Here is a 21,874-nt window from a genome sequence, read left to right as displayed (position 1 = left end):
AACTGAAAGGACTAAAACTCAACCCGGGTATGCAAGGGTTCTGTATAAGTCACCAACACGTGGTAAGAGTCGTAAGGGCTGCTGGAGAACATACTCTACCTGCTCAGAACTCTTCTGGATATGCTCGAGGAGAAAGCGAAACCCAAGCTAAAGCCGGAGCATTGAGCCAGGAACGCGAGCAGACCACTGAAGCAGCTACGAGAAAGGCTACAACACGGACACAGGTAGGTGCCAGGGAATCCTTTTGACCTATTCTTTCCAGCTACCCCGCTCCCTTATGATCTCCAGGAACTCCTCTAGACTGTAGACCTTGACGCCATGCCTCGGCGCAGCTCTCAGCAGGTCTTGGTCGTTGCTGGCTAGCGGTGCGCCCAGCTGCCTGGCTAGAGCTATGTACGACGCATCGTGCACCGTTATGTTTTTCTTTTACAGCTATATCGATTACCTCGCCTGGATCCAGCTCGGCCAGCTGATGCAGAGTAGCGTATCTCGCCAGGGCTACAGCCAGGCGGCAGCTCTGCCTGGCCGTCTCCAGGTCTATGCGGTGGAGCTTTACACACTCCTTCCAGAACACGTTGCAGGACTCGTAGAGCGTAAGGTCTAGCAGGTGAAACTCATACTCCACCATGACTTTCCTTAGGCGGCTCCGGAGCAGCATTATCAGCGGAACATACACGCTCGTGCCAACCACGTACAATGCTAAGGATCACCGGCTACGGCGATCCTCTCTGACTAGCACCGCTACCTCATAGGGGTCAATCCTCTCAGCTAGAATCCGGCCAACCTCCTCTAGCTCCCTATCAAGCTCCTCTTCTTCGAGTCTCCGAGCTTCCTCTATAAGCTTCCTCCTGACAAGCTCTGCTATGTTTACCCCGTGCTCCTCCAGCTTCTCCTTAACCCAGCGGGGCACACGGACGCTAATAACAACGCTCACCCAGAGACATCCACGTATACAGTGTGTATACTAGGCACTATAAAACCAGAAGCTGTACTATGCCAGGTCGGCTCGCTCAATATCTGTGAACAGGTTGTCGTGAACCCCCAATGGTATTCATGAAACTTCTTGTGGAAGAGAGGCTAGCATATGTCCAGCTTAATGCTATATGTGCGTTTAATATAATGCGATTCGCTCTAGGAGAGTTGTTATTGTGGATACACTCAATGTTAATTATCGAGAACGAGTAGCCATAGCTGCATCGATATGGAGCAATATGTGAGAATGCCGTGATGTCAGCGTAGGAGGGAGGCTATGAGTACTGCAGCTAGCGTAGCCCACATGGTAGCTGGCATTCCTACAACCCATTTTACGAGGCTCTCTATCCGCTCTTCTACGCAGCTAATCCTCTTGTCCAGCCTTTCCTCGAGCCTCCTAATATCCTCCATTGTAGGCGTCTAGGCTAGCAAGCCTATCCTTCTGAGGACGTTGACGAGGGTTTCTCCCGGCATGGGCTGTACAATCTTTATCTTCTTCGCGTTGATAGCTTCGAGTGCATGGTGGCCAATGTGTCCTACAACAACGATGTCGACATTGTTGTCTATGAGCCACCTAGCGATGGCGATTCCAACGCCGCCCCTCATATCCGCGAGGGGGTTGGGGGCTACAAGGATGTCAGCAATATTTGCATCAGCTATATCGACTATGGCCAGGTATGGCGCGTGAGTAATGCTCCATGAAACCCTACTGCGGGGGCCTGTGTGTTCTTCTAGGCCGGCAGCAACGCGTACTACGCCCTGGGGCTTCGGCTTTCTAGGCAGCTGCTTAGCCGCCTCAATGGCCCTCCTAATCTTCTCCGGGTCGTGATGTGCTCCATGCCCACCATGGTGTACGTCTTCGCCATAGCCCGTCAAGAGTCTCACCACATGCGCTCCGAACTGGTATGCGTTAACTTGCGCGTTTTTAACCAGTGCGAAAGGAGATGCACACCACGACGCTATATACGGGCTGGGTTGCCTGGAGATGTGCCAGCCGCATCCACGCTCTGTCCCGCAGTACTGGGCTCCATACAGTCTAGGGCGGCTCTCGCCACCATCCGGGCTATCTGTGCCGAGCTCATCGACTGTGACGGCCTTGGTGCTCCTGCTACGTGGCTGTGGCCTCCGCCGCCGAGCTTTGAGGCGATACAGTTCGCGTTGAGCCTACCCCATGTTCTAATACTCATGCCGCGCGGGTAAAGGATGACAACCACGTCGGCGTCGCCGGGGCCTAGGCTTGGCCCGAAGCGTTGCACGTCACAGCCGCTAGCCCTAGGCGGCGGGGTAACCACCGCCACTCTTACATCCTCGAAGCTGTACCTCTCAACGCTGGTTTTCTCCCGTATCTCCTGGTAGTAGCTCGGGGCCTCCCTCTCGTAGACCTCGCGGGCCCAGCCCGGCCACGCCTCACCCGAGGCAAGGCTCTCCGCAGCCCTCCTCAGCCCGTCCCAGCCGATGTGGCGCAGTACCAGCCTCCACTTGTCGGCAAGCCCGTAGGGGTCATCGCTGCAGCCATCGTCTGCCCTTGCGATCTCTACAATCATCTTCTCGTAGCCGTCGCCCCAGCAGCTGAGGAGGCTACATGCTATCTCCGCGGTGGTCTTGGACCGGTCATGCACTATGATGGCTCCGGCCTTCTCTAGCGACTCGTGGGCACCGCTGGGCCACTCGTGGTGGTCGAGCCATAGCAGCGTTGTCCTCGGGTTGAGAGCTGCAGCGAGAGCCTCAGCCTCGGAGAGGCTACGGGGCGCCAAGTCAGCAGCAACAACCACCGTGCCGGGCCTACCCGCTGCCAGCTGCAGCGCCCTCCTCAGCATCCTGTAGAGGCCACGAGCCCCAGTAACATCGTGCACCACCTCTACGCCGCGACGCCTAGCCCACCTAGCCAGCAGTGCAGCAGCAACAAGACCGTCTAGATCCACGTGGGACACCACGTGGATTCTTCTAGCCCCCGCGAGAGCCTCCACAGCAGGCGCAGCCAACACAGTTCACCAGCACCAGCCACGGCCCCCCAGGGAGGCACCGAGACTAAATACATGCAATCCCTGAGCGTGGACATTGCGAAGACACGGAAGAATGCTAGCTCGGCACGACTATTCATGGCCTCATTCGCCGAAAGAGGATGTGAGCCGGATGCACCAGCATCTACGGGAGCGGAGAGCAGCTACTACAACGGCGCTCATGGATATCCAGCAATTCTCAGCCGATTCTCTGAAAAGCCCTCCATGTTTTCTAGTTCTGTAGCCAATCCAGCCGAGACACCACAAGGGTATGGATGCCCCCCACGGCACACTAGGATTCATCACTAATGACTACCACCCAGCTGGTAGAGAGCCAGGCTCCCATGCTATGTTTAATCTTGTTGAGACGAACGAAATAATAGAATTGTAGCTGGTCAAAAACTTCGGTACTGAACCCTATCATCTCAAGAGGCTCGCGTTTATAGCAACGATTACCGTGCTTAGTGACATGAGTAGTGCTCCCAGGGCTGGCGGTAGGAGGAATCCTATACCGTACAGTGCTCCCGCCGCTGCAGGTATTGCGAACGCGTTGTAGCCTGTCGCCCATAGCAGGTTCTGCTTTATCTTCCTGTAGGTCTTCCTGGACAGCTCTATCACCTTGACAACGTCTCTCGGGCCATTCTTCACCAGTATCACATCAGCTGACTCGATAGCGATGTCAGTTCCAGCCCCAATAGCTATGCCTACATCAGCCTCCATTAGGGCAGGAGCATCGTTAACCCCGTCACCCACCATGGCAGTTACGTATCCTCCAGCCTTCACCCTCTTCACAACCTCAACCTTCTCATGGGGAGAACCTCAGCATAGTACTCGTCTATGCCTAGCTCCTCGGCGACACGCTTAGCTAGATCCTGCGCCCTAGATTTGCTCATCTGAATATCCTTAACAAGCTCTATGACCTGCGCCAGGTAGGTATCCTTTCCAACACCGAGAGCCTCAACTATTATGGAGCCATCAAGGTTTATCGTGCCAGCAAGAACCTTATCTCCAGGCTTCTTATACGCGGGCCTCGACTCGCCAGTAATGAGCGACTCGTCGACGCTAGTTTCGCCCTCAACGATAATCCCGTCAACGGGTATCTTCTCTCCCGGCTTAACAAGGATCTTATCGCCGGGTTTAATCATGGAAACATATACATCAACGTAGCTTCCATTCTTGACTAGATGGGCTGTAGTAGGTAACGCCTTGGCTAGCTTCTCTAGTGCTCTAGAAGCTCCTAGGAGGCTCTTCATCTCAATCCAGTGCCCAAGCAGCATTACGTCGATTAGTGTAGCTAGCTCCCAGAAGAAGGTCTTGCCGGGAATTAGGAATACAACTAAAGTGCTGTACAGATACGCAACCGTTATAGCTACACCGATTAGTGTCATCATGCCAGGCAATCTATTCCTTAGCTCATTCAAAAGCCCTCTAAGGAATGGGTAGCCTCCATAGAAGTAAATGACTGACGATAACAGCCATAGTAGCAGTGATTGTCCTGGAAATACTAGCTTGAAACCTAGGGCGCCCTGCACCTCTGGCGATATGAGTAGAACGGGTATGGTGAGGATTGATTATACAAGGAATCTCCTCTTATAGTCTCTTATCATAGCCTTATGGTGCTCCATGGGGGTAACTACTGCTATGCCGTGACCTTCATGCGTATCGTGTCCCTCATGATCTCTATGCTTATCATGCATACTGTGATCTGTATGTTCGTTGCCCATGTGCATAGAATGGTTGTGACCGTGGCGCAACTATAGTCACCAATCACCAGGTATTTGATGCTGTTATGTGTTTGTGATTTCCATTTTATTTCCTATTTTCATCTACTCCTTTTTTATCCTTTTGATGGCCAAGAATCCGGTATTCTATACCCCTCTTTCCTCAAACCAAGGATGAGGCTTCGGATTTACTCCAGGTATATTCCCGGTTTTCGGATGCTTTATTCCCTCAAACAACTGAGACGATGCGGGCTTTTGGATCACCGATTCTCCATCTACGCTGCTGGCCATCGCGATCCCTCCAGTAGCATGTCCTACGCGGCCGCAAAGGCTAATCGGTGTACAGCTGCTCACCCCAGACTAATCCATTGCAGGCTTACTCAAAGCTATGGGTTACGACACTCCCGGTCATAGTGGTGACCAATGCGCTAGATGAAGATACGAGGGCGTGCAGGCTAGGCTACGTCTCTACAAGCCATCTTGACGTGGTGAGGATGCTGGAGTAATTGCTCGTCCTATAATACTTAGAGCAGCTCCATTCCTCCCGCTGGCTTCCAGCACTATTCGTGTGAAGGCCCGCTCTTGCCGGTGGGAGGCGGTAGGCTCTAGCGCACTGTATAGTCGTGTAGCTGCTGGGCTAGAAGCTATAATCCCTCGTCTTCGCGGTTTGACTTGGGGTAGCCGGGTGCCGTATAGCTGCATCCTTGTGGGCTACGATGGTAGTAATGCCTCTCGTAGAGCGGTTAATAGGGCTATAGAGATAGCTAAGGCTCTCGGCTCAAAGCTTGTCATTGCGACCGTGATACCGCCGCCAACAGTGTTCCTTGGCGAGCTCATGGTGCCAGAGCATATTGACATGTCTATGTTCGAGGAGCAGGCCCGCAAGAGTCTTGAGGCGCTCGTCCGCGAGGTTAGGGAGGCAGCTGGCCTCGAGCACGTCAAGCATGTTCTCCTGGTTGGGGATCAAGCTGAGGAGCTGGTACGCTATGCAGAAGAGAACGGGTGCGACCTGATAGTAGTGGGGCGCCGTGGCAGGGGTAGCCTGGAGAGGCTGATACTTGGAAGCGTCTCCAGCAAGGTCATATCGCTAAGCCATAGGGTGGATGTGCTGGTAGTTGAGGCTCACGGTGAAGCCTAGCTCAGCTCCACTATTTCGACGCTAAGAGTCTCGGTATCAAGTATCGCCACAGTCTTTCTCCCGGTTAAGCAGCCACACGCCTCGCCAGGGTTAACCACGAGAACCCCGCCGACCCTCCTCACATCAACCTGGTGGGTGTGCCCGTAGGCTACTACGTCGTAGCGCTGGCTCGCAGCGAGAGCCTCTACGAGCTCCCGTGTTTTCTCCTGGCTTCCCACGCCGTGGAGCATGAGTATTCTACGGTTACCAGCCTCCACGAGCAGGGGCCACTCCTCGATACGGTAGCCGTACTGGACCGCTAGCCTCTGAAGGCCTAGCCTCTCGCCGCAATTGTTACCGTAGACGGCGTAGAGCCTCCTTATCCCAGCCTCTCCAAACACCTTCAGTGTAAAGGGCGCAACAACATCGCCAAGGTGTAGTACGACTTCGACGCCGTGCCGAGAGAATACCTCAGCTGCACGACGAGCTGCGGAGACGTCGTCGTGGGTATCACTTACAAGGCCTACAAGCATATCGGCCACCAGGACACACTCCCAAGGGCAACCTGAAAAATTCTGTAGCGTCGTTAAATTCTCCGACACCAGCCCAGTGTACAGTTGGCCCACACGATCGAGAGAAGGCGAGCCCACACATTCCATGGCGTGGAGTTGTGGAGGGGCGGGGCTGTGGTGCAGCCGCGGGTTGAGGGCACAGGTTTTGGCTACATAGTTATCAACGGTGCATGCTACGAGTATGACGTCGTAATATACCCTGATGGCACTGTTGCTCGTAGACCGAAATACCTCTCCTCCAGCAGGAAGAACGTCTATGGACACACACCCCTCAGCCGGAGGGAGGCTGAGCACATACTATCCAAGGCAGGCCAGGTAGACTACATTGTCATCGGCACGGGTCAGTACGGAGCACTACCCGTCGAAGACGATGCTAAGGAGTTATTCTCAGCCCGTGCAAAGCTGGTGTTGAAGCCAACACGCCAAGCCATAGAGGAGTATAACAGGCTGGCAGGGGAGGGACACCGTGTCTTAGCAGTATTCCACGTCACGTGCTAGGATACCCGGCTCTCCGCCATGGCTTGATAGCATCTCACAGCTGGTCCTCCTCACTCTTTTCGAGGTAGCAGCCTTTACCTCGTCGAGATACTCGTGGATAACACCGTCGAGAGCATAGATCGCGTTGATTACAAGGCTTCTTCTCCACTCCCAGCATATGCAAATCGGTCTAAAGGCAGGCAAAAGGGGTCTACCAACGCATAGCTCCGCAGCACAGCCTATCAGCGCTGCCTCGAGCTGCAAGGCCACCACGTAGACGTAGAGGAGGAGGGAATAGATCTTGACACCCCCTGCAGCCTCCGCAGGGTCCCGAGCCGTATCCAGTTTGCCATTGTCTGGTTCTAGCTCAGGCTCTTCGGGCGCCTCTAGGACATCATTTAGAGGTTGGTTGGCTCAAAGAGCAACTTAGTATTCCCCCTAAAGGCACCCCTACCCCCGCAGTCCACCATCCTAGTACCAGTTGCCGCCATGGTGTAGCTATGGGCGAGGCACAGCCGGGGCCAAGGGTGGTGTTTTAGTGTCCGGGCTTGATTATGGAGGGGTATTTGTAGGTGTGCATGGCCATGCTATTTCCTGGTGAGGCCGGAGAAAGCCATGATAGCTAAGACTAGTGGCAGGAATGGCGGCTCAACGGCTTCGAGCCAAGCTGCTGGGGGACCAGAGGTCGTGCTGGGAGAGGGTGTACTCGACGACCGGGATAAGGCTATCCTGCATCTCCTGGCTAGGGAGGGTGTTATAGGTGTGAGTGAGATTGCTAGGAGGCTTGCCTTGGGCAAGTCTGTTGTGTGGAGGAAGCTCCAGAAACTAACAGCTATGGGGCTTGTCGAGAGAGTAGTTGTTAACGGCAGGCCACTCTATAGGCTGAGACCGGTGGAGGAGCCTAGAAACTAGCTGGTTGAACTCCTTATTTGCCCCACCAATTCCGTCCTCCCTGGAGCCCGTGTGGGGCTTGGAGCCGTGTCGGTGCTCGACGCTTATGCTGTCGAGCCCGGGCTTTTGATCAGTGATCTCCTACGGAGCCTGCCGCTCGCAGCCTGGGTACTATTTGTCGTGTATGGGCTTGCCCGGTGGAGCTACGAGTGGGCCAAGGCTAGGTGGGGCGAGAGCGTCGGGGTTTACTTTGCTAGGAAGGTTATCCACATGGCTGCCGGTGGCGTCGTAGCGCTGCTCTTACCGTTCGTGTTCCGCGAGCCCTGGATACCATTCCTCCTAGGCCTCGCCCTCGCAGCCTACGTATACATGCCGCACAGGACTGGCAAGCTGATGGAGTGGTTCCAGGATCCGAGCAATATCAGCGAGGTCTACTACTGCCTCAGCTGGGGACTAGCGGTGCTCGTAGCCTGGCCCCTCAATGTCTGGCTAGCCGTGTTCCCACTATTCCTAATGAGCTTTGGCGACGGTGTAACCGGGATAATCAGGGGGATAAGGCAGAGGCGCCGCGTAAAGAGCTGGGATGGCACCATAGGCTTCATGGCTGTATCAATACCTGTCGGTGCCGCGATATTCGGCGTTGTAGGCGCGCTCACAGCGATAATCGCGGCATTGGTAGAGAAGCAGGGCCTCATAGATGATAATATTAGTGTGCCACTGGTAAGCCTCGCAATACTGCTAGCTGCACACGCTGCAGGCATACTGCCAGCAGCACCCGTAACCGTCTAGGCAGCACTTCCCAGAGCCAGGCATGGCTATAGGCGAAAACACTGTTCTCTCGCACGGTGCAGCGCCGTGCCTGCCCCAGAATCTAGCCATGCCCCGTGGCGGTAGTGGCTGGTTCGCACTTCTTGCCTCTACTGCGTCATGGTGCTGACTAGCACACTGGATTTATCCCTGTAGCCTTATATGGTGTTACCTGGGTGCTAACTCCTGTGCAGAAGACCGATAAGCCAGGCTGCACGGGGCTCTACACAGAGGCGCTAGTAGCCGGTAAGACCATCATTGTGCCAAAACATAGCCCGGTAATCGAAGCCTATGGCTACATGGAGGAGGCTGAGGCGCTAATAGCACGTGCAAGAATGGAGGTACCCCAAGAGCTTGTCTGGAGGCTCGAGAGGATACAGAGGGCTATCAGGCTGCTACCAGCAGTCCTAGCCGGCGCTATAAAGCCAGAGGACGCCGTTAAGCCTGTCATCGAGGCTGGTGAGGGCCTCGACGAGCCCGGGGGCTGGAGCCTTACTGGCTGCGGGCCGGGCGACCCCGACATAGTGCTTGCATCGGTTAAGCTCCGCGCAGCCGAGAGAAGCATCTCCAAGGCCGTAGAAGAGGGGCTCGTACCGAGAGACCTGGCTGAGCAGCTCTCAGCCATCATAACGATGATCAGCTACACACTCTACACGATACACTGGAAGCTATGCAGCATACACGGCGGCGTCACGGCCCGGGAATCACGAGGCCTCCTAGCCAACTAGCTGCCCCTACAATTGGGCCCAATAGCCGGGATGCATGTATCAAACATGGAAAGATACCCCCGGGAGGCTGGGTAGGCACCGATAAGCAGTATGTTGGGATTGCCAAGTCTTGTCAAGCCGGGTGGAGCTTATTGCAGCCTCTCAGCCGCGCTAACAGCTAGGCCTGGTATGGCGACCTTCTTTTCGAGCCGTTTCATGGTCCTTGTTATTGCTAGGGAGAATGCTAGGTAGACTAGTGCTATGATCGTGTAGACTTCGAGGTAGGCGAAGGTCTCCGAGCCTATTATCTTGCCAGCGTAGACGAGCTCTACCACTGCTAGGAAGTAGGCTATTGAGGAATATTTGAGGAGGTATACTAGCTCGTTGGTTAGTGCTGGTATTGCTGTGCGGAGCCCTATTGGGAGTATGATGCTGGTTATTGCTTGCCACCTGGTCATGCCTAGGGCTAGGGCTGCTTCCCACTGTCCCGTGTGGACTGCGCGTAGGGAGGCACGGAGATACTCGGACTGGTATGCTGCGCTGTTGAGGCCCATGCCGAGTATAGCGGCTGTCATGGCGGCAAGGCTTATCCCGGCCTGGGGGAGCGCGTAGTATAGTATGAAGAGCTGGAGCAGCATTGGCGTGCCACGTATCAGCTCGACGTAGCCGGCTAGGAGCCAGCGGAGGGGCCTGGGGCCGTAGAGCCTACCAATCGCTATGAGGGTTCCGAGTGCGAAGCCCATAGTGAAGGAGGCTGCTGTGAGTATGAGCGTGTTCCGTATGCCTTCGGCGAGTAGGCTCACATAGCGGGGCTCCGAGAGCAGCTCTGCTATACGTTGCAGCAGCTCCAAGGCCTAGTGCCTCCTCCTGGCAATCCTCTCGATGAAGCGCCTTGTACGCTCGTGCTTGGGGTTTCTCAGTATCTCCTCTGGGCTCCCCCTCTCAACTATGACGCCCTGGTCGAGCACCATTATCTCGTCCGCTGCTTCGAGGGCAAAGTCCAGCTCATGAGTCACTATCAGCATCGTTGTCCTCCTCCTTGCAAGCTCCTCGATCACCTTTAGCACTTCCCCGACGAGCTCTGGGTCGAGGGCCGAGGTCGGCTCGTCCATGAGTATTATGGAGGGCTCCATGGCGATCGCTCTTGCTATGGCTACTCTCTGCTGCTGCCCACCACTAAGCTGTGCAGGGTACTTGTGCCAGAGATCCTCGGTTATGCCAACCATCTTCAGTGCCTCAACCGCCCTCCTCGTGGCCTCCTCTGGCGGGAGCTTCTTGACCTTCACCAGGCCTATCCTCACGTTGTCGAGGGCTGTAAGGTGCATGAATAGGTTGAACTGCTGGAAGACGAAGCCTATCCTCTCGCGTATCTTGTTAATCTTCATCGCCGGCCTCGGGTAGACCTCAATGCCTTCCAGCTCTATCCTGCCACGGTCGGGTCTCACCAGGAGGTTAATGCAGCGGAGGAGCGTGGACTTCCCCGAGCCCGAGGGCCCGATAATCACCTTTACCTCTCCGCGGCGGACCGTAAAGCTGACGCCCCGGAGCACCGTCTGGCTGCCAAAGCTCTTCCAGAGGTTCTCAACGCGGAGCACTATGTCGCTATTCACGGCTGTGCACCTCCGCCCAGGCCTGGTATCGCCACTCTGCGGTACAGGATTGAGGCAAGACTGCTTGCCGTATAGGTGAGTATGAAGTAGATGAGGCCCACGAAGAGGAGTGGTGAGAGGTAGTCAAGGATAATCTGTGCCACGTGGACGGACTGTGTGAATATCTCCGCGACGCCTATAGCGTAGGCTATCGATGTGTCCTTGAGGTCTACGGTGAACTGGTTTACGAGGCCGGGTATCGCTATGCGGAACGCCTGGGGCGCAATGACGTTCACGAATGCCTCGAGAGGGCTCATGCCTAGGGCTAGGGCTGCCTCCCACTGCCCAGCGGGTATCGATAGTATAGCGCTCCTAATGATCTGCGACTGGTAGGCGAGACTCCTGATGCCTATCGATACAACTGCGGCCGTGAGGGGGTCCAGTCTCACGCCTAGCTCTGGAAGCCCAAAGTAGACTAGGAACATTATAACTAGAAGGGGTATGCCGCGGATAACCTCCTCAACCGCCGCCGCGAGCCTCGCGAGGGGCCTGGGGCCATAGACCTCTAGGAAGGCTAGCAGGGGGCCGACAATTAGGCCTATGCCGAACCCGCCAAAGGTTAGTATGAGCGTGTTGGGCAGCCCCGAAAGGATTACACCAATGTAGGGTTCTAGGTTTTCAAAAATGCTGGAGAGCGAGGGCAAGCCCGTACACGCTCCCCGGGCCGTGTGCCTGGCTACTCGCTACGCTGAGTATTAAGTATATGGTAGCTGCTCGCTGCCGAAATACTTCTGCACCAGCTCGTCCCAGGTGGGGCTATTCATTATATCTTCAAGGGCCTTGTTGAGCTTGTCTAGTAGCTCGGTGTTACCCTTCCTCACTGCAAACCCGTACTTCTCACCAGTCTCAATCACAGCTGATATTACTAGCTTGTCCTTGTACTGCTTCTCGAACATCTTCGCAACCGGCGTATCAACCATAACCGCGTCTATCCTCCCAGCGATGAGGTCGTTTACGGCAAGTACGTAGCTGCTATACTCTTTGATGTTTATGTTGAGTCCCTTCTCCTCCACAATCTTATTAAGGTAGTCCGCTGCCGTGGTGCCCGTCTGGACTCCAACAGTCTTGCCGCTCAGCTCCTCAACACTCTTCGGCCTGAATTCCGAGTCGGCCCTTACGAGTATAGCCTGGTCAACCTGCCAGTATGGTATGGTGAAGTCGACCCTCTGCTTCCTCTCCTCAGTAATAGTCATCCCCGCTGCTATGACGTCTATCTGGCCCTGCTCCAGCGCCGGGATCAGCGCGTCGAAGTCCATGGTTCTTATCTCTATGTCGTCGTAGCCAGCCTTCTTCGCCACCAGCCTTATCAGCTCTATGTCGAAGCCGACAACACTACCATTCTTAGCAATGTACTCGAACGGCGGGAAGTCGGGCGACGTACCAACAACTAGGATCTTCTTGCCTTCTCCGCCGCCCCCTCCGGCATACCAGTATGCTACGCCACCTACAATGACGGCTATGGCTACGATGGCTGCAATAACTAGTGTTCGGGAGGTTCCTGCCACGCTTCCACCTCTATACACTTGCTTTGCTCCGGGCGAGAGAGTAGGATAGAACACTGTTAAAATAGCTTATTACCACGACCACCCCACAAACAGTGCAGCCGAACACTCATCCCGGGATAGCTGGGTCACTATCTAGGCGGGGCTTCTCCGCGCCACTGCAGCCTATGGGCTTGCTGGCGTGGCCTGCGTGGATTACGTGTACCGCTATGTTTCTCGGCAGGCTGGGGCCAGCATGGCTGAGACTAGCCGTTTATTGGGAGCCCGGCGAATCCCGGTGTAGGCTTGGCGTGGAGAGCATGGATAGCGAGAATGTCCGCCACGACGGCAGCGATTATGCTTACGCTCACGGCTGGTGTAGTTGTCGCTGCTGCCGGCTGTATACCAGTAGCTACGGCGTATAGCGAAGCTGCAGCCATGTCGAGGAAGGCGTGGTGGAGTGTACCGGTCCTCTAATCGCAAAGGCTTGGCCCAGGGAGAGACTATGGAGGCTTCTCCATGGAGGGGCCTCTAATAGTCACTATTATAATTATTCTCGGTCTCGGCCACTAGTTACGCTGTGGAGGCCTGCAGTCTTGCCGCGTATCAGCCGAGTTGAATACTTTGTCGTCGAGGCTAGGATTCGTGGAGTCTTCCGCATAGCCTACTCTGCGGCTAGCGTATCTAGGAGCGTGGTTGTCAAGGTTGTGCTTGAGGATGGCACTATTGGGTTTGGCGAGGCTTCTCCAAGCAAGATGGTTACATGGGAGACCATAGACTCTATTGGGTCGTACGTGGGGCTTGTCTCGGGGCAGCTGAGGGGCCTCTCTCTGCCAGAGGAGATGGGCAAGGCTCTACGCGTGATCCACGGGTATGGGCTTGGGTTTAGCTCTGCTAGGGCTGCGTTGGAGTCGGCAATACTTGATGCTGTAGGTAAGCTGTTTGGAGTGCCTGTATACAATCTGCTTGGTGGCCGTGTTGCTGAGAGGCTGGTTACCGACTACACGGTATCAATACCGGATCTCGGGGTGGCTAGGGATATTGCTGGGAGGAGTGGCCGTGGCTGGGAGCTATACGCCGAGACTATAGAGTACATTGTTGGGCTACGCTCTAAGCCCCCGGAGGAGCCGCCCATACCTGTACCGTCGATCCAGGGGTTCAACGTGCTTAAGGTGAAGGTTGGGACAGGTGATCCCTTGCTTGACGCGCAGCTTGTGCTAGCTGCTTATGAGGCCTCGAGGGGCCGTGCCAGGATACGTGTGGACGCTAACCAGGCCTGGTCCCCAAAGGAGGCTGTCCGTGTAATACATAGGCTCGAGAACACACTCGGCGACGCCCTAGAGCTTGTTGAGCAGCCCGTGCCAGCATGGAACCTCGAGGGACTACGCTACGTGAAGGAGCGTGTGGACGTGCCGATTGCAGCGGACGAGTCCGCGCGGAGCCCCGTTGAGGCCGCCAGGGTGGCCGCCATGGGCGCAGCCGACGTCATCAACATTAAGATAGCAAAGGCTGGCGGGCCACTCCAGGCCGCCAGAATCGCATCGCTAGCTGAGGCTCACGGGCTCCAGGTCATGTGGGGCTGCATGGCGGAGACAGGGCTCGGCATAGCCCAGGCGCTACATGCAGCCCTTACCAGCACTGCCACCCGCTACGTGGACCTCGACTCGCCGCTCTTCCTCGAGAAAGACCCTGCCAGGAACTCGCCGAGATACAGGGCTACAGCGGAGGGTGTAACTGTGGAGCCAGCTCCAGGCCCCGGCCTTGCTACAGAGATCTAGGACCCCAACACACTTTTCTACATGATCGCCCTCTCAACCATGCCCATAGTAGATAACCTCTACAGGCTCGAGAGTTATGAGGCCCTCACCTACAACCTTCTTCGCTTCCGGCAGTATCGAGCGTATCACATCCTCCTCGTCAACGACCTCAACTACTACTGGTAGGTCCTCGGAGAGACGCAGAATATCAGCTGTATGGATGAGACTATGCGAGCCGTAACCAGCTATTCCACGGTAAACTGTTGCCCCCTTCACCTCCGGCTCTTGAAGAAGTGGAGCAAATAGAGGTACAATTGTTTTCCACGGTACTTGTCGCGCTCCCCAATATATATCCTCAGTCTAAGCCACCGGCTTTGCATGAATTACACTTGCAAGCACGTACCCAGAGTATGCTGCTAGGAGGCCGCCTAATACGTTAGCCATAATATTCGCCAGGCCGTAGAGCGGTGCCTCAGCGAGCAATGCTAGAGTCTCATAGGAGAACGTTGAGAACGTTGTAAACCCACCAGCAAACCCGGTAGCTATTAGCAATCGCTGCTCCCTCGTGAAAACACCGTACAGCTTAGATGCCCCATAACAAAGCCCAGCAAGAGTTACCCTATCACGTTTACCGCAAGCGTACACCAGGGGAACAGTATACCTGCATGCCGCTGCACGATGCTTGAGAGAACCCATCTCGATACAGCACCGAGGCCTCCACCAACGAAGACTAGTACAAAATCCTCCACGTCCACCCCTACCACTCTCACCGTGCACTCCTGCTCAGCTACATGCTCCACAATGGTACGATATCATCTATGCTCCAAGGGCCTAGCAGCTACGCCAATACGATAAATCGATTATTTTCTGATAACAATATCCATCATCCTGAATTATTATTACTAACCGATACGGTAAACCGGAAACCACACAGATGTTATACCTCCACAAGGGCATAAATTCTAGCCGACACAGGCGGGTATGGGTGCCACACACCTATTATGCTGGGTACTGCTATCCAGCCCCTGGAGAAGAGGTGCCCCTGGAAAAATACGCCAGCTACGTATACCAGCTTGGAGGAGTGGCTGCTCTATGTCTGATGCGAAGATTCCCCGAAAGCTTGCAGAAAACCTGGAGCCCGACGAGGCAATTATCAAGGCTGTAAAGCAGCAGCGCATAGCGCTCGAGAAGCCTAAATGGCTTGTAGTAACCACTAGAAGGATAATAGTCTTCGACGAAAAGCTGCTGGGCCGCTACGAGCTAGTCTCCATACCCTACGAGAAGCTACAGCGTGTATACTACCGCGCTGGCGTTATCGGCTCGGAGTTCCGGCTCGAACTAGAAGAAGATAAGAACATCAACCTAGACTGGATGGACAAGGATAGAGCAAAACAAGCCATGGAGGCCATAAAGGAGGCACTAAAGAGAATAGCCATAGAGCCCCCGTGATCGTCAAGAAGAAGCACATTATAACGGAAGAGTGGATCCTCGAGAAACCAAAGGAGATAATTACTAGAGCAGCAATACAGCCGCAGCAACAACAGATTCAGACCATAAAGTCCGAGGAGGACCCAATTGAGAAGCTTGAAAAGCTAAAACGCCTACTAGACGAAGGAGTCATTACGAGAGAAGAGTATGAGATGCTACGCAAGAAGATACTCGAAAAGCTAGCCTAGCCAGCCGCGTGCCATGACTAGGATCGATTACTGTTGCAGCAGTGCTCATCTCTCAAGTTTCTTATCACGATGACTTCTACTATGACATCTTTACTTGCCCATAGTTTAACCTAGCTCTTCAACCGGATCAAGGCTGCCGGCTCGTATAGTGCAACTGCATGCGATGTAGCCTCTCCATGGCAGCCTCCGAATTTGTCACTTACTATCACCGGCAGGTACCCGCCGGGCATGGTACGATAGGCTGGATCTCGATATAGCTACTTACAAGCTCCAGCATGATAGTACTTGGTTTGCCCGCTGTTCGCAAGTTTGATATCGGTCAGAAGCGTAGGGGGCTGCGGAGAGCTAGTGGTGATTGACGAGGCGTGCATAGCTGTACAGTATACTGCCGTTGTAGGGCTGTTGGAGAGGCTACAGAATAGCAGCCCATATGTACGTGTGTAAGTGGGTGCATGCATGCCGGTTGGAGGGTATGGTGGCGAGCTGGCTTCCGCTGTTCTCGAAGCAGTAGCGGTGGGGGGATGCTGCTGGGCTCCGGCTAGAGTATGGCTGGCCTCCTCCGCTGGAGAGGTGGCTTGAGGATTTCCCGGAGCTTGAGGAGCTTATTGGCGTGCATGAATTCTACCCATACAGCGATGATACTGAGTTGACTATACTCCTAGCCGAGCCCCTCATAGAGTCTTGCGGGTTTAACCCTAGCCTGTTTGCGAGGAAGATGGCTGAAAAGGCTGATACCGATAACCCGGTACGCTTCTACGATGCTGGCACCGCCGAGGTCATCGCTGCCATCCGCCGGGGGAGACACTGGCTCCACGCTGCCCGCATGGTCTACGGCGGCGCTGGAAACTACGGGAACGGTGCCGCGGCGAGGGTTGCCCCGATACCACTATTCTACCGTTCTAGGAGGCTCGTGGAGTCCATGGCCGAGGCGCAGGCAGCTATAACACATGCCCACCCGTTGGGGGTCGAGGCTGCCCGTCTGCAGGCACTAGCGATACGGTACGCGCTGGAGGGTGTTGAGCCCCGCCAGCCTCCCGAGAGGTTTGCCGCCGAGACGAGCTACGAGGAGTTCCGGTCGAGGCTCCAGCTGGTACCCAGCCTCCTCGACAAGAGCCCTGTCATGGTCGCCGAACTCCTGGGCAACGACGCGCCAGCCTATGAGGCTCTAGCCGCGGCAGTTTACGCATATGCTAGAGCAGAGGGGGACCCGGCCAAGACACTGCTGTACGCCATAAGCCTAGGCGGCGACACCGACACCATTGCAGCGATGGCGCTCCCCCTAGCCGCCGCATACACCAGCGAGCTCAAAGGAGTACCAGCAAGGCTCCGCGAAAACATCGAGAACATAGAGTATGTCAAGAGGCTAGGCCGTCAACTCCACGAGAAGAGCATAGAGTGCTACAGCATGTACGGCTAGAGAGCACCTATACGCGGGCTACCAGATTGAACCCCTTAGCTACGAAGAGCCGAGAGGACCCTACCTATCGGGCCTCTAGCCCGTACATAGCGGGAAACATGTACAATTTTATGCTGCTTCAACTGATGAAAGAGAGTCTTGTGGTATCTTAGCTGTGCGATGCTGTAAGGGCTGTGAAATGCTTGGAGAGGGGGGTTGGGCTTGTCGCGGTGGTCTATTTTCCTCGTGTGAATGTTTGGTGTAAATGTATGCACACTCTTTGTAGCGAAGGATATATCGGTGGATATGGCCTTGTTCTAGCTTGGGGCTGAATAGCCCCTTGACTGGCAACGGTTTGGAGGCTATTCTGGAGCGTATCCGGGAGCTGAAGGAGAAGAGGAGAGCGGTTATATTAGCCCATAATTACCAGCTACCCGAGATCCAGGATATAGCGGATTTTGTCGGGGATAGTCTGGAGCTTGCCCGCAAAGCTATGGAGGTTGACGCCGACGTCATAGTTATGGCAGCGGTTAACTTCATGGCCGAGGTGGCTGCGATACTCAACCCGGACAAGATAGTACTGCATCCAGACCCCCGTGCCACGTGCCCCTTAGCCAACCACGCGAGGCTTGAGCTGCTACGCCGCTATCGTGAGAAGTACCCCGGTGCACCTCTCGTCATCTACATCAACTCCTATGCTGTCGCAAAGGCCTATGCAGACTATATCGTCACAAGCGCCTCGGCGGTGAAGCTTGTTGGGAAGCTGGGAGAGGATACTATACTCTTCGCGCCCGACCGCAACCTTGCAGACCACGTGGCTATGGCTACCGGGAAAAACGTCGTAGCTGTCCCTGCTGGTGGCATCTGCCCAGTCCACGAGTTCCTCCTAGACGAGTACTATGTCAGGAAGGTGCGTGAACAGTATCCCCGCGGCTACCTGATGGTGCACCCGGAGACCCCCAGGCCCGTCCGACTCATGGCGGACTACGTTGGGAGTACTAGCCAGATGCTCCGCAGGATAGGCGAGGTCGAAGCCGAGGTATACATTATCGGTACCGAGGAGGGTCTAGTCCACCGCGCCAGGAGGCTCTACCCCGACAAGAAGATAGTACCCGCCAACCCCAGAGCCGTCTGCATAAACATGAAGAAGATTACGCCGCTAAAGATACTCTACTCCCTAGAGACGCTGAAGCCCAGGGTAGTCGTACCAGAGCCAATTGCGAGGCGCGTCCGCGAAATCCTTGAGCGCTCCCTGGAGATGGTAAGGTAGCCTTGTGGGTGGCTGGGTTGTTCCTCGACCCCTACACCGTTGCGGAAAAGCTGCTTGAATGGGTTGAGGAGGACGCGCCCTTCGGCGACCTGACTACGGGCTACACGGTACCCCGCGGGCTCTGGGCTCGTGCAGTCGTCGTGCTCAAGTCTCGGGCTGTGCCCGCCTGCCTAGAGCCAGTTGTGGAGGCCCTACGCATACTAGGCTTCAATGCCAAGCCGCTTGTTGAGGAAGCTGCCTGGGTCGAGCCGCCAAGGGGGGTTCTGGAGGTTGCTGGCGAGGCTAGACGGATACTACTCTTCGAGCGTACCCTGCTAAACCTCCTCATATACACGTTTAGTGTAGCTACTACAACCAGGATGATGGTCGAGGCTGCCCACCGTATAAACCCCCGCGTAAGGATCGCGGCAACTAGGAAGACTCCGCCCGGCCTACGCTACTTTGCCAAGTGTGCTGTCGCAGTTGGCGGCGGCGATACCCACAGGTTATCCCTTAGCGACGCCGTGCTAGTCAAGGACAACCACGTACGCATAGCCGGCAGCGTGGCAGAGGCTGTACGACGGGCCAAGGCTAGGACGAGCTTCGCACATCGCGTCGAGGTGGAGGTCTCTAGCCTCGAGGAGGCTGTAGAGGCCATAGAGGCTGGCGCCGATATCGTGATGATCGACAATCAGCCCCCCGAAGTGGTCGCGGAGATAGTGGGGGAGCTGGGTAGGAGGGGGCTCCGGGACCGCGTACTCATAGAGGCCAGTGGTGGGATAGACCTGTCCAACGTGGCTGACTACGCTGCCACCGGAGTTGACATTATTAGCTCGAGCATGCTGACCATGAGCCCGGTGCGTGTAGACCTAAGCCTACGGGTTGTAGAGGTGAGGGAGCTACGCTCCGCGTAGCAGTCATAGGATGCGGCAACATAGGCACAGTACTCGCCAAGGCAGTGGATGAGGGTGTCGTGGAGAACGCGGAGCTGGTAGCCCTCTACGACGTTGCTAGGGAGCGCTGCGAGAAGCTAGCCAGTGAGCTGAAGAGGTTCAAGCCACGCATCGCTTCATGCTTCGAAGAGCTGCTCGGGTCGAAGCCAGACGTCGTTGTCGAGGCGGCGAGCCAGCAGGCCGTGAGAGAGTATGGCCTCCGAGTTCTAGAGTCTGGCGCCGACCTCATAGTGCTCAGTGTCGGGGCGCTAATGGACCGGGACCTCCTGGCAAAACTCGTGGAGGCCGCGCGCCGGAAGAGACGCCACATATACACACCGTCCGGCGCCATAGCAGGCCTCGATGCTGTCTACGCGCTGTCGCTGAACGGGATAAGGTCTGTGCGGCTAGTCACCAGGAAACCGCCTAGAGCGCTTAAGGACGCACCGTACGTTAGGGAGAAGGGGATAAACCTGGACGAGACTAGGGAGCCGACAACGATATACGTGGGCCCCGCCAGCGAAGCCGTCAAGTACTTCCCGGCAAACGTGAATGTCGCCGCTGCACTCTCCCTAGCGGCAAAGAAGGAGGCTACTGTTGAGATAGTTGCCGATCCCACCGTGGAGAGGAACATACACGAAATACACGTGGATTCTGAGGCTTCAAAGCTCACCATACGCGTCGAAAACACCCCGAGCCCCATGAACCCCCGGACAAGCTATCTAGCAGCACTATCCGCCATAGCGCTCCTAAAACGCCTAGCAGACGAGAGGCTGTGGATAGCATAGCGGGCCGTAGGCGTGGTGGTACAGCCCGTTGACCTCCAGCCTCGGCTCCACGGGGTTCGCGTGTAAGCGCAGGGTAGCCGATACCGTAGCCGCAGTATTTACCCACGGCGCGGTCGGCAGCCCGGCTGTCGAGTGGCTCCTAGGCCTCCTAGACGAGGCCTATGGCAGGGGAGGCGGACCGGGCTACGTGGAGCTACACGTCTACAGCAGCCTGAGCCTCCTAAGGGCCGCTCTCAGCCGCGAGGAGGAGAGGGAAGGGGTCCTAGTTGCAGCCGACTACCCAGTAGCCCACGAGGCTTGGACCGGCGTGCCCAGGATACACGTCGCCCTCGCGGAAGGGGTCTACGGCCTGCCAAAACCCGAGGCCGAAGCGCTCATCGTCCACGAGGCCATCCACGCAGTCCTCCACGGCTCCCCCGAGTACTACCTCGTACCCGTAACGGGCAGCCTCTTGGCAGCATACACCGCCGCCACCGCCCTCAAAGACCTGGAGGTACACATTGAGATGAAGAAGCGCAGCCTAACACGACACCTATACGGCCTCCAGGCATACTGGCTGCGAACCTACGGCGGCGAGCTGCCCTGCACAACCAGCGAAGACATATTCAACACACTCAAAGCATCAACAGTCTGGATAGCACTGAGACAACAACCACCACTAGCCAGGCAGTGCAGCAAAAAGCTACGAAAACCACTTGATAACCTATCACACATAGCGAGACAGTACCAGCAGGGAAAAGTGAGGCCCTGGCACCTGCTAGGAGAATACACCAAGCTTATCGAAGAAACACTGAACAGTATAACCACACAAGCAGTAAACAACTAGCTAGCCTGAAGCACCAACCACTACCCCCATAAACAAGACGTACTGTCATATATCACGGCAAGCCTCGAACCCAACTAGGATGAGCCCGTAGCCCAGCCAGGACAGAGCGCCAGCCTCCGGGGCCGGAGGTCCCAGGTTCTCGGAGCCCGTGGCGGGCTCGTCACCAGGGTTTCTGGCTTAATTTAATTAGGTGAATCCTCCCATGTTTACTCCTTGGAGGCTATGGGTATGACTGATGTTGCGGCTGTTAGGCTTCCCCGTAGCGTGGTGGAGAGGCTTGAGAGGGAGGCTAGGAGGCTAGGCCTCAGCTTCGAGGAGTATGTGCTGGAGCTTGTCCTAAGGGATCTTGACCCGACGGAGAGAGCCAGAGAGTATGTCGAGGCTGCTCACGACTTATTAGATCAGGCGCGGGAGGAGCTAGGTAGGGGTGATGTCCGGCAGGCTGCGGAGAAGGCTTGGGGTGCTGCAGCGCTGGCTGTTAAGGCCTATGCTGAGTGGAAAGAAGGGAGGAGGCTTACTAGTCATGGGGAGCTATGGGAGTATTCTAGGAAGATGATGGATGAGCTAGGTGAATGGGTTTACGACTCATGGATGGCTGCCACCGGGATGCATGTATGCTTCTACGAGGGCTGGTGCACCAAAAGGCATGTAGAGGAGGCTCTTAGGAGGATACAGAAGCTGGTAGAAGAGGTTGAAGAGAAGCTAAAATCATAGAGCTGTTGAACTCGCTGTCTCGGGGGTCTATCCTAGCAGTATAGCAGTATAAATAGGCAGGCATTTGCCCAGCTTACCATCAACCGCTGGAACGATGCCTCATATAGGAGTGCTGTCCCGATGCTTCTAACTATCTCCGCTT

Annotated in this window: 28 protein-coding genes and 3 pseudogenes; 16 read left to right on the top strand and 15 right to left on the bottom strand. The window is 55.7% G+C overall.

Annotated elements, in window-relative coordinates; genetic code table 11:
* Positions 1 to 262: 262 nt before the first annotated feature.
* The 6 genes and pseudogenes from HBUT_RS03650 to HBUT_RS10125 all read right to left on the bottom strand — a co-directional run bounded on the left by HBUT_RS03650 (position 263) and on the right by HBUT_RS10125 (position 4,696).
* On the bottom strand, positions 263 to 697 hold the full coding sequence (locus tag HBUT_RS03650; RefSeq protein ID WP_011821872.1) for a hypothetical protein: 435 nt from the start codon (positions 695 to 697) through the stop codon (positions 263 to 265).
* 9 nt (positions 698 to 706) lie between these two features.
* A complete protein-coding gene (locus HBUT_RS03645) occupies positions 707 to 934 on the bottom strand; it encodes a hypothetical protein (protein ID WP_011821871.1) in 228 nt (75 codons plus the stop codon).
* A gap of 296 nt (positions 935 to 1,230) precedes the next feature.
* Positions 1,231 to 1,383 (bottom strand): hypothetical protein, encoded by a 153-nt coding sequence (locus HBUT_RS09500; protein ID WP_153801379.1) that lies wholly within the window; start codon positions 1,381 to 1,383, stop codon positions 1,231 to 1,233.
* 9 nt (positions 1,384 to 1,392) lie between these two features.
* Positions 1,393 to 1,848, bottom strand: coding sequence for a NifB/NifX family molybdenum-iron cluster-binding protein (locus HBUT_RS09705; RefSeq protein ID WP_011821870.1), 456 nt, complete (start codon positions 1,846 to 1,848; stop codon positions 1,393 to 1,395).
* Between the two features lie 83 nt (positions 1,849 to 1,931).
* Entirely contained in the window at positions 1,932 to 2,954 is a 1,023-nt protein-coding gene (locus tag HBUT_RS09700) for a DHH family phosphoesterase (protein WP_011821869.1), read from the bottom strand.
* Positions 2,955 to 3,392: 438 nt separating this feature from the next.
* Positions 3,393 to 4,696, bottom strand: a pseudogene (locus HBUT_RS10125) (HAD-IC family P-type ATPase).
* 365 nt (positions 4,697 to 5,061) lie between these two features.
* On the opposite strand from HBUT_RS10125, the gene HBUT_RS09495 reads away from it, so the two are divergent.
* On the top strand, positions 5,062 to 5,199 hold the full coding sequence (locus HBUT_RS09495) for a hypothetical protein (protein ID WP_153801378.1): 138 nt from the start codon (positions 5,062 to 5,064) through the stop codon (positions 5,197 to 5,199).
* Positions 5,200 to 5,378: 179 nt separating this feature from the next.
* Positions 5,379 to 5,831 carry a universal stress protein gene (locus HBUT_RS03625; protein ID WP_011821868.1) on the top strand — a complete coding sequence of 151 codons (453 nt, stop codon included), beginning with the start codon at positions 5,379 to 5,381 and terminating at the stop codon, positions 5,829 to 5,831.
* On the opposite strand, the gene HBUT_RS03620 is transcribed toward HBUT_RS03625, so the two are convergent.
* Positions 5,828 to 6,343: a metallophosphoesterase gene (locus tag HBUT_RS03620; RefSeq protein ID WP_048061747.1), complete on the bottom strand. Its 516-nt coding sequence runs from the start codon at positions 6,341 to 6,343 to the stop codon at positions 5,828 to 5,830. The genes HBUT_RS03625 and HBUT_RS03620 overlap by 4 nt on opposite strands.
* Before the next feature lie 153 nt (positions 6,344 to 6,496).
* Between HBUT_RS03620 and HBUT_RS03615 the strand changes: the two genes are divergently transcribed.
* The gene (locus HBUT_RS03615) at positions 6,497 to 6,880 is read left to right on the top strand and encodes an Mth938-like domain-containing protein (protein WP_011821866.1); all 384 of its coding nucleotides are present in this window, start codon (positions 6,497 to 6,499) and stop codon (positions 6,878 to 6,880) included.
* Here the strand turns inward: HBUT_RS03615 and HBUT_RS03610 are convergent.
* A complete protein-coding gene (locus HBUT_RS03610; RefSeq protein WP_048061436.1) occupies positions 6,854 to 7,123 on the bottom strand; it encodes a hypothetical protein in 270 nt (89 codons plus the stop codon). The genes HBUT_RS03615 and HBUT_RS03610 overlap by 27 nt on opposite strands.
* A gap of 333 nt (positions 7,124 to 7,456) precedes the next feature.
* On the opposite strand from HBUT_RS03610, the gene HBUT_RS03605 reads away from it, so the two are divergent.
* The 3 genes from HBUT_RS03605 (at position 7,457) to HBUT_RS03595 (ending at position 9,285) form a co-directional block, all read left to right on the top strand.
* Positions 7,457 to 7,771: a winged helix-turn-helix transcriptional regulator gene (locus HBUT_RS03605; protein WP_048061435.1), complete on the top strand. Its 315-nt coding sequence runs from the start codon at positions 7,457 to 7,459 to the stop codon at positions 7,769 to 7,771.
* A gap of 66 nt (positions 7,772 to 7,837) precedes the next feature.
* A complete protein-coding gene (locus HBUT_RS03600; RefSeq protein ID WP_011821864.1) occupies positions 7,838 to 8,539 on the top strand; it encodes a diacylglycerol/polyprenol kinase family protein in 702 nt (233 codons plus the stop codon).
* A 206-nt stretch (positions 8,540 to 8,745) separates the two neighbouring features.
* Positions 8,746 to 9,285 carry an ATP:cob(I)alamin adenosyltransferase gene (locus tag HBUT_RS03595; protein ID WP_011821863.1) on the top strand — a complete coding sequence of 180 codons (540 nt, stop codon included), beginning with the start codon at positions 8,746 to 8,748 and terminating at the stop codon, positions 9,283 to 9,285.
* Positions 9,286 to 9,413: 128 nt separating this feature from the next.
* On the opposite strand, the gene HBUT_RS03590 is transcribed toward HBUT_RS03595, so the two are convergent.
* The 4 genes from HBUT_RS03590 to HBUT_RS03575 are packed head-to-tail and all read right to left on the bottom strand — an operon-like array spanning position 9,414 to position 12,418.
* Complete coding sequence (locus HBUT_RS03590) at positions 9,414 to 10,115, bottom strand: amino acid ABC transporter permease (protein WP_011821862.1); 702 nt, start codon at positions 10,113 to 10,115, stop codon at positions 9,414 to 9,416.
* A 3-nt stretch (positions 10,116 to 10,118) separates the two neighbouring features.
* A complete protein-coding gene (locus HBUT_RS03585) occupies positions 10,119 to 10,874 on the bottom strand; it encodes an amino acid ABC transporter ATP-binding protein (protein ID WP_011821861.1) in 756 nt (251 codons plus the stop codon).
* Positions 10,871 to 11,557 carry an amino acid ABC transporter permease gene (locus HBUT_RS03580; protein WP_011821860.1) on the bottom strand — a complete coding sequence of 229 codons (687 nt, stop codon included), beginning with the start codon at positions 11,555 to 11,557 and terminating at the stop codon, positions 10,871 to 10,873. Before HBUT_RS03580 ends, HBUT_RS03585 begins: the two co-directional genes overlap by 4 nt.
* Positions 11,558 to 11,608: 51 nt before the next feature.
* A complete protein-coding gene (locus HBUT_RS03575; RefSeq protein WP_011821859.1) occupies positions 11,609 to 12,418 on the bottom strand; it encodes a basic amino acid ABC transporter substrate-binding protein in 810 nt (269 codons plus the stop codon).
* Between the two features lie 282 nt (positions 12,419 to 12,700).
* On the opposite strand from HBUT_RS03575, the gene HBUT_RS09490 reads away from it, so the two are divergent.
* Together HBUT_RS09490 and HBUT_RS08870 are read left to right on the top strand one after the other, a co-directional pair.
* Positions 12,701 to 12,871, top strand: a complete 171-nt coding sequence (locus tag HBUT_RS09490; protein ID WP_153801377.1) for a hypothetical protein — start codon at positions 12,701 to 12,703, stop codon at positions 12,869 to 12,871.
* 119 nt (positions 12,872 to 12,990) lie between these two features.
* Positions 12,991 to 14,172 carry a mandelate racemase/muconate lactonizing enzyme family protein gene (locus tag HBUT_RS08870; RefSeq protein ID WP_011821858.1) on the top strand — a complete coding sequence of 394 codons (1,182 nt, stop codon included), beginning with the start codon at positions 12,991 to 12,993 and terminating at the stop codon, positions 14,170 to 14,172.
* Between the two features lie 33 nt (positions 14,173 to 14,205).
* On the opposite strand, the pseudogene HBUT_RS03565 reads toward HBUT_RS08870, so the two are convergent.
* The 3 genes and pseudogenes from HBUT_RS03565 to HBUT_RS09690 all read right to left on the bottom strand — a co-directional run bounded on the left by HBUT_RS03565 (position 14,206) and on the right by HBUT_RS09690 (position 14,921).
* Positions 14,206 to 14,531 (bottom strand): annotated as a pseudogene (locus HBUT_RS03565) (DUF190 domain-containing protein).
* On the bottom strand, positions 14,512 to 14,796 hold the full coding sequence (locus HBUT_RS09695) for a fluoride efflux transporter FluC (RefSeq protein ID WP_228546763.1): 285 nt from the start codon (positions 14,794 to 14,796) through the stop codon (positions 14,512 to 14,514). The pseudogene HBUT_RS03565 and the gene HBUT_RS09695 overlap by 20 nt, the downstream one beginning before the upstream one ends.
* On the bottom strand, positions 14,766 to 14,921 hold the full coding sequence (locus tag HBUT_RS09690; RefSeq protein ID WP_194840497.1) for a fluoride efflux transporter FluC: 156 nt from the start codon (positions 14,919 to 14,921) through the stop codon (positions 14,766 to 14,768). The genes HBUT_RS09695 and HBUT_RS09690 overlap by 31 nt, the downstream gene beginning before the upstream one ends.
* A 322-nt stretch (positions 14,922 to 15,243) precedes the next feature.
* Between HBUT_RS09690 and HBUT_RS09805 the strand changes: the two genes are divergently transcribed.
* The 8 genes and pseudogenes from HBUT_RS09805 to HBUT_RS03520 all read left to right on the top strand — a co-directional run bounded on the left by HBUT_RS09805 (position 15,244) and on the right by HBUT_RS03520 (position 21,732).
* On the top strand, positions 15,244 to 15,600 hold the full coding sequence (locus HBUT_RS09805) for a PH domain-containing protein (RefSeq protein WP_011821857.1): 357 nt from the start codon (positions 15,244 to 15,246) through the stop codon (positions 15,598 to 15,600).
* A complete protein-coding gene (locus tag HBUT_RS09800) occupies positions 15,597 to 15,827 on the top strand; it encodes an SHOCT domain-containing protein (protein ID WP_011821856.1) in 231 nt (76 codons plus the stop codon). Before HBUT_RS09805 ends, HBUT_RS09800 begins: the two co-directional genes overlap by 4 nt.
* A 529-nt stretch (positions 15,828 to 16,356) precedes the next feature.
* Positions 16,357 to 17,244 (top strand): annotated as a pseudogene (locus HBUT_RS08855) (ADP-ribosylglycohydrolase family protein); the annotation flags it as partial.
* A gap of 319 nt (positions 17,245 to 17,563) precedes the next feature.
* Entirely contained in the window at positions 17,564 to 18,493 is a 930-nt protein-coding gene (nadA, locus tag HBUT_RS03545; RefSeq protein ID WP_228546762.1) for a quinolinate synthase NadA, read from the top strand.
* 8 nt (positions 18,494 to 18,501) lie between these two features.
* Positions 18,502 to 19,386, top strand: a complete 885-nt coding sequence (gene nadC, locus HBUT_RS03540; protein ID WP_228546761.1) for a carboxylating nicotinate-nucleotide diphosphorylase — start codon at positions 18,502 to 18,504, stop codon at positions 19,384 to 19,386.
* A gap of 5 nt (positions 19,387 to 19,391) precedes the next feature.
* On the top strand, positions 19,392 to 20,192 hold the full coding sequence (gene nadX / locus HBUT_RS03535) for an aspartate dehydrogenase (RefSeq protein ID WP_083756305.1): 801 nt from the start codon (positions 19,392 to 19,394) through the stop codon (positions 20,190 to 20,192).
* A 28-nt stretch (positions 20,193 to 20,220) separates the two neighbouring features.
* Positions 20,221 to 21,018: a hypothetical protein gene (locus HBUT_RS03530; RefSeq protein WP_011821851.1), complete on the top strand. Its 798-nt coding sequence runs from the start codon at positions 20,221 to 20,223 to the stop codon at positions 21,016 to 21,018.
* A gap of 228 nt (positions 21,019 to 21,246) precedes the next feature.
* Entirely contained in the window at positions 21,247 to 21,732 is a 486-nt protein-coding gene (locus tag HBUT_RS03520) for a PaREP1 family protein (RefSeq protein WP_011821850.1), read from the top strand.
* Positions 21,733 to 21,874: the final 142 nt, after the last annotated feature.

This window comes from Hyperthermus butylicus DSM 5456 (assembly GCF_000015145.1).
Classification (GTDB): Archaea; Thermoproteota; Thermoprotei_A; order Sulfolobales; family Pyrodictiaceae; genus Hyperthermus; species Hyperthermus butylicus.
This window is presented reverse-complemented; position numbering and strand designations above follow the sequence as displayed.

What these genes read in the sequence shown, in the direction of transcription:
- HBUT_RS09500 (WP_153801379.1), bottom strand. Translation starts at nt 1,383, where the DNA reads ATGGAGGATATTAGGAGGCTCGAGGAAAGGCTGGACAAGAGGATTAGC.
- HBUT_RS03620 (WP_048061747.1), bottom strand. Translation starts at nt 6,343, where the DNA reads ATGCTTGTAGGCCTTGTAAGTGATACCCACGACGACGTCTCCGCAGCT.
- HBUT_RS09805 (WP_011821857.1), top strand. Translation starts at nt 15,244, where the DNA reads ATGTCTGATGCGAAGATTCCCCGAAAGCTTGCAGAAAACCTGGAGCCC.
- HBUT_RS03520 (WP_011821850.1), top strand. Translation starts at nt 21,247, where the DNA reads ATGACTGATGTTGCGGCTGTTAGGCTTCCCCGTAGCGTGGTGGAGAGG.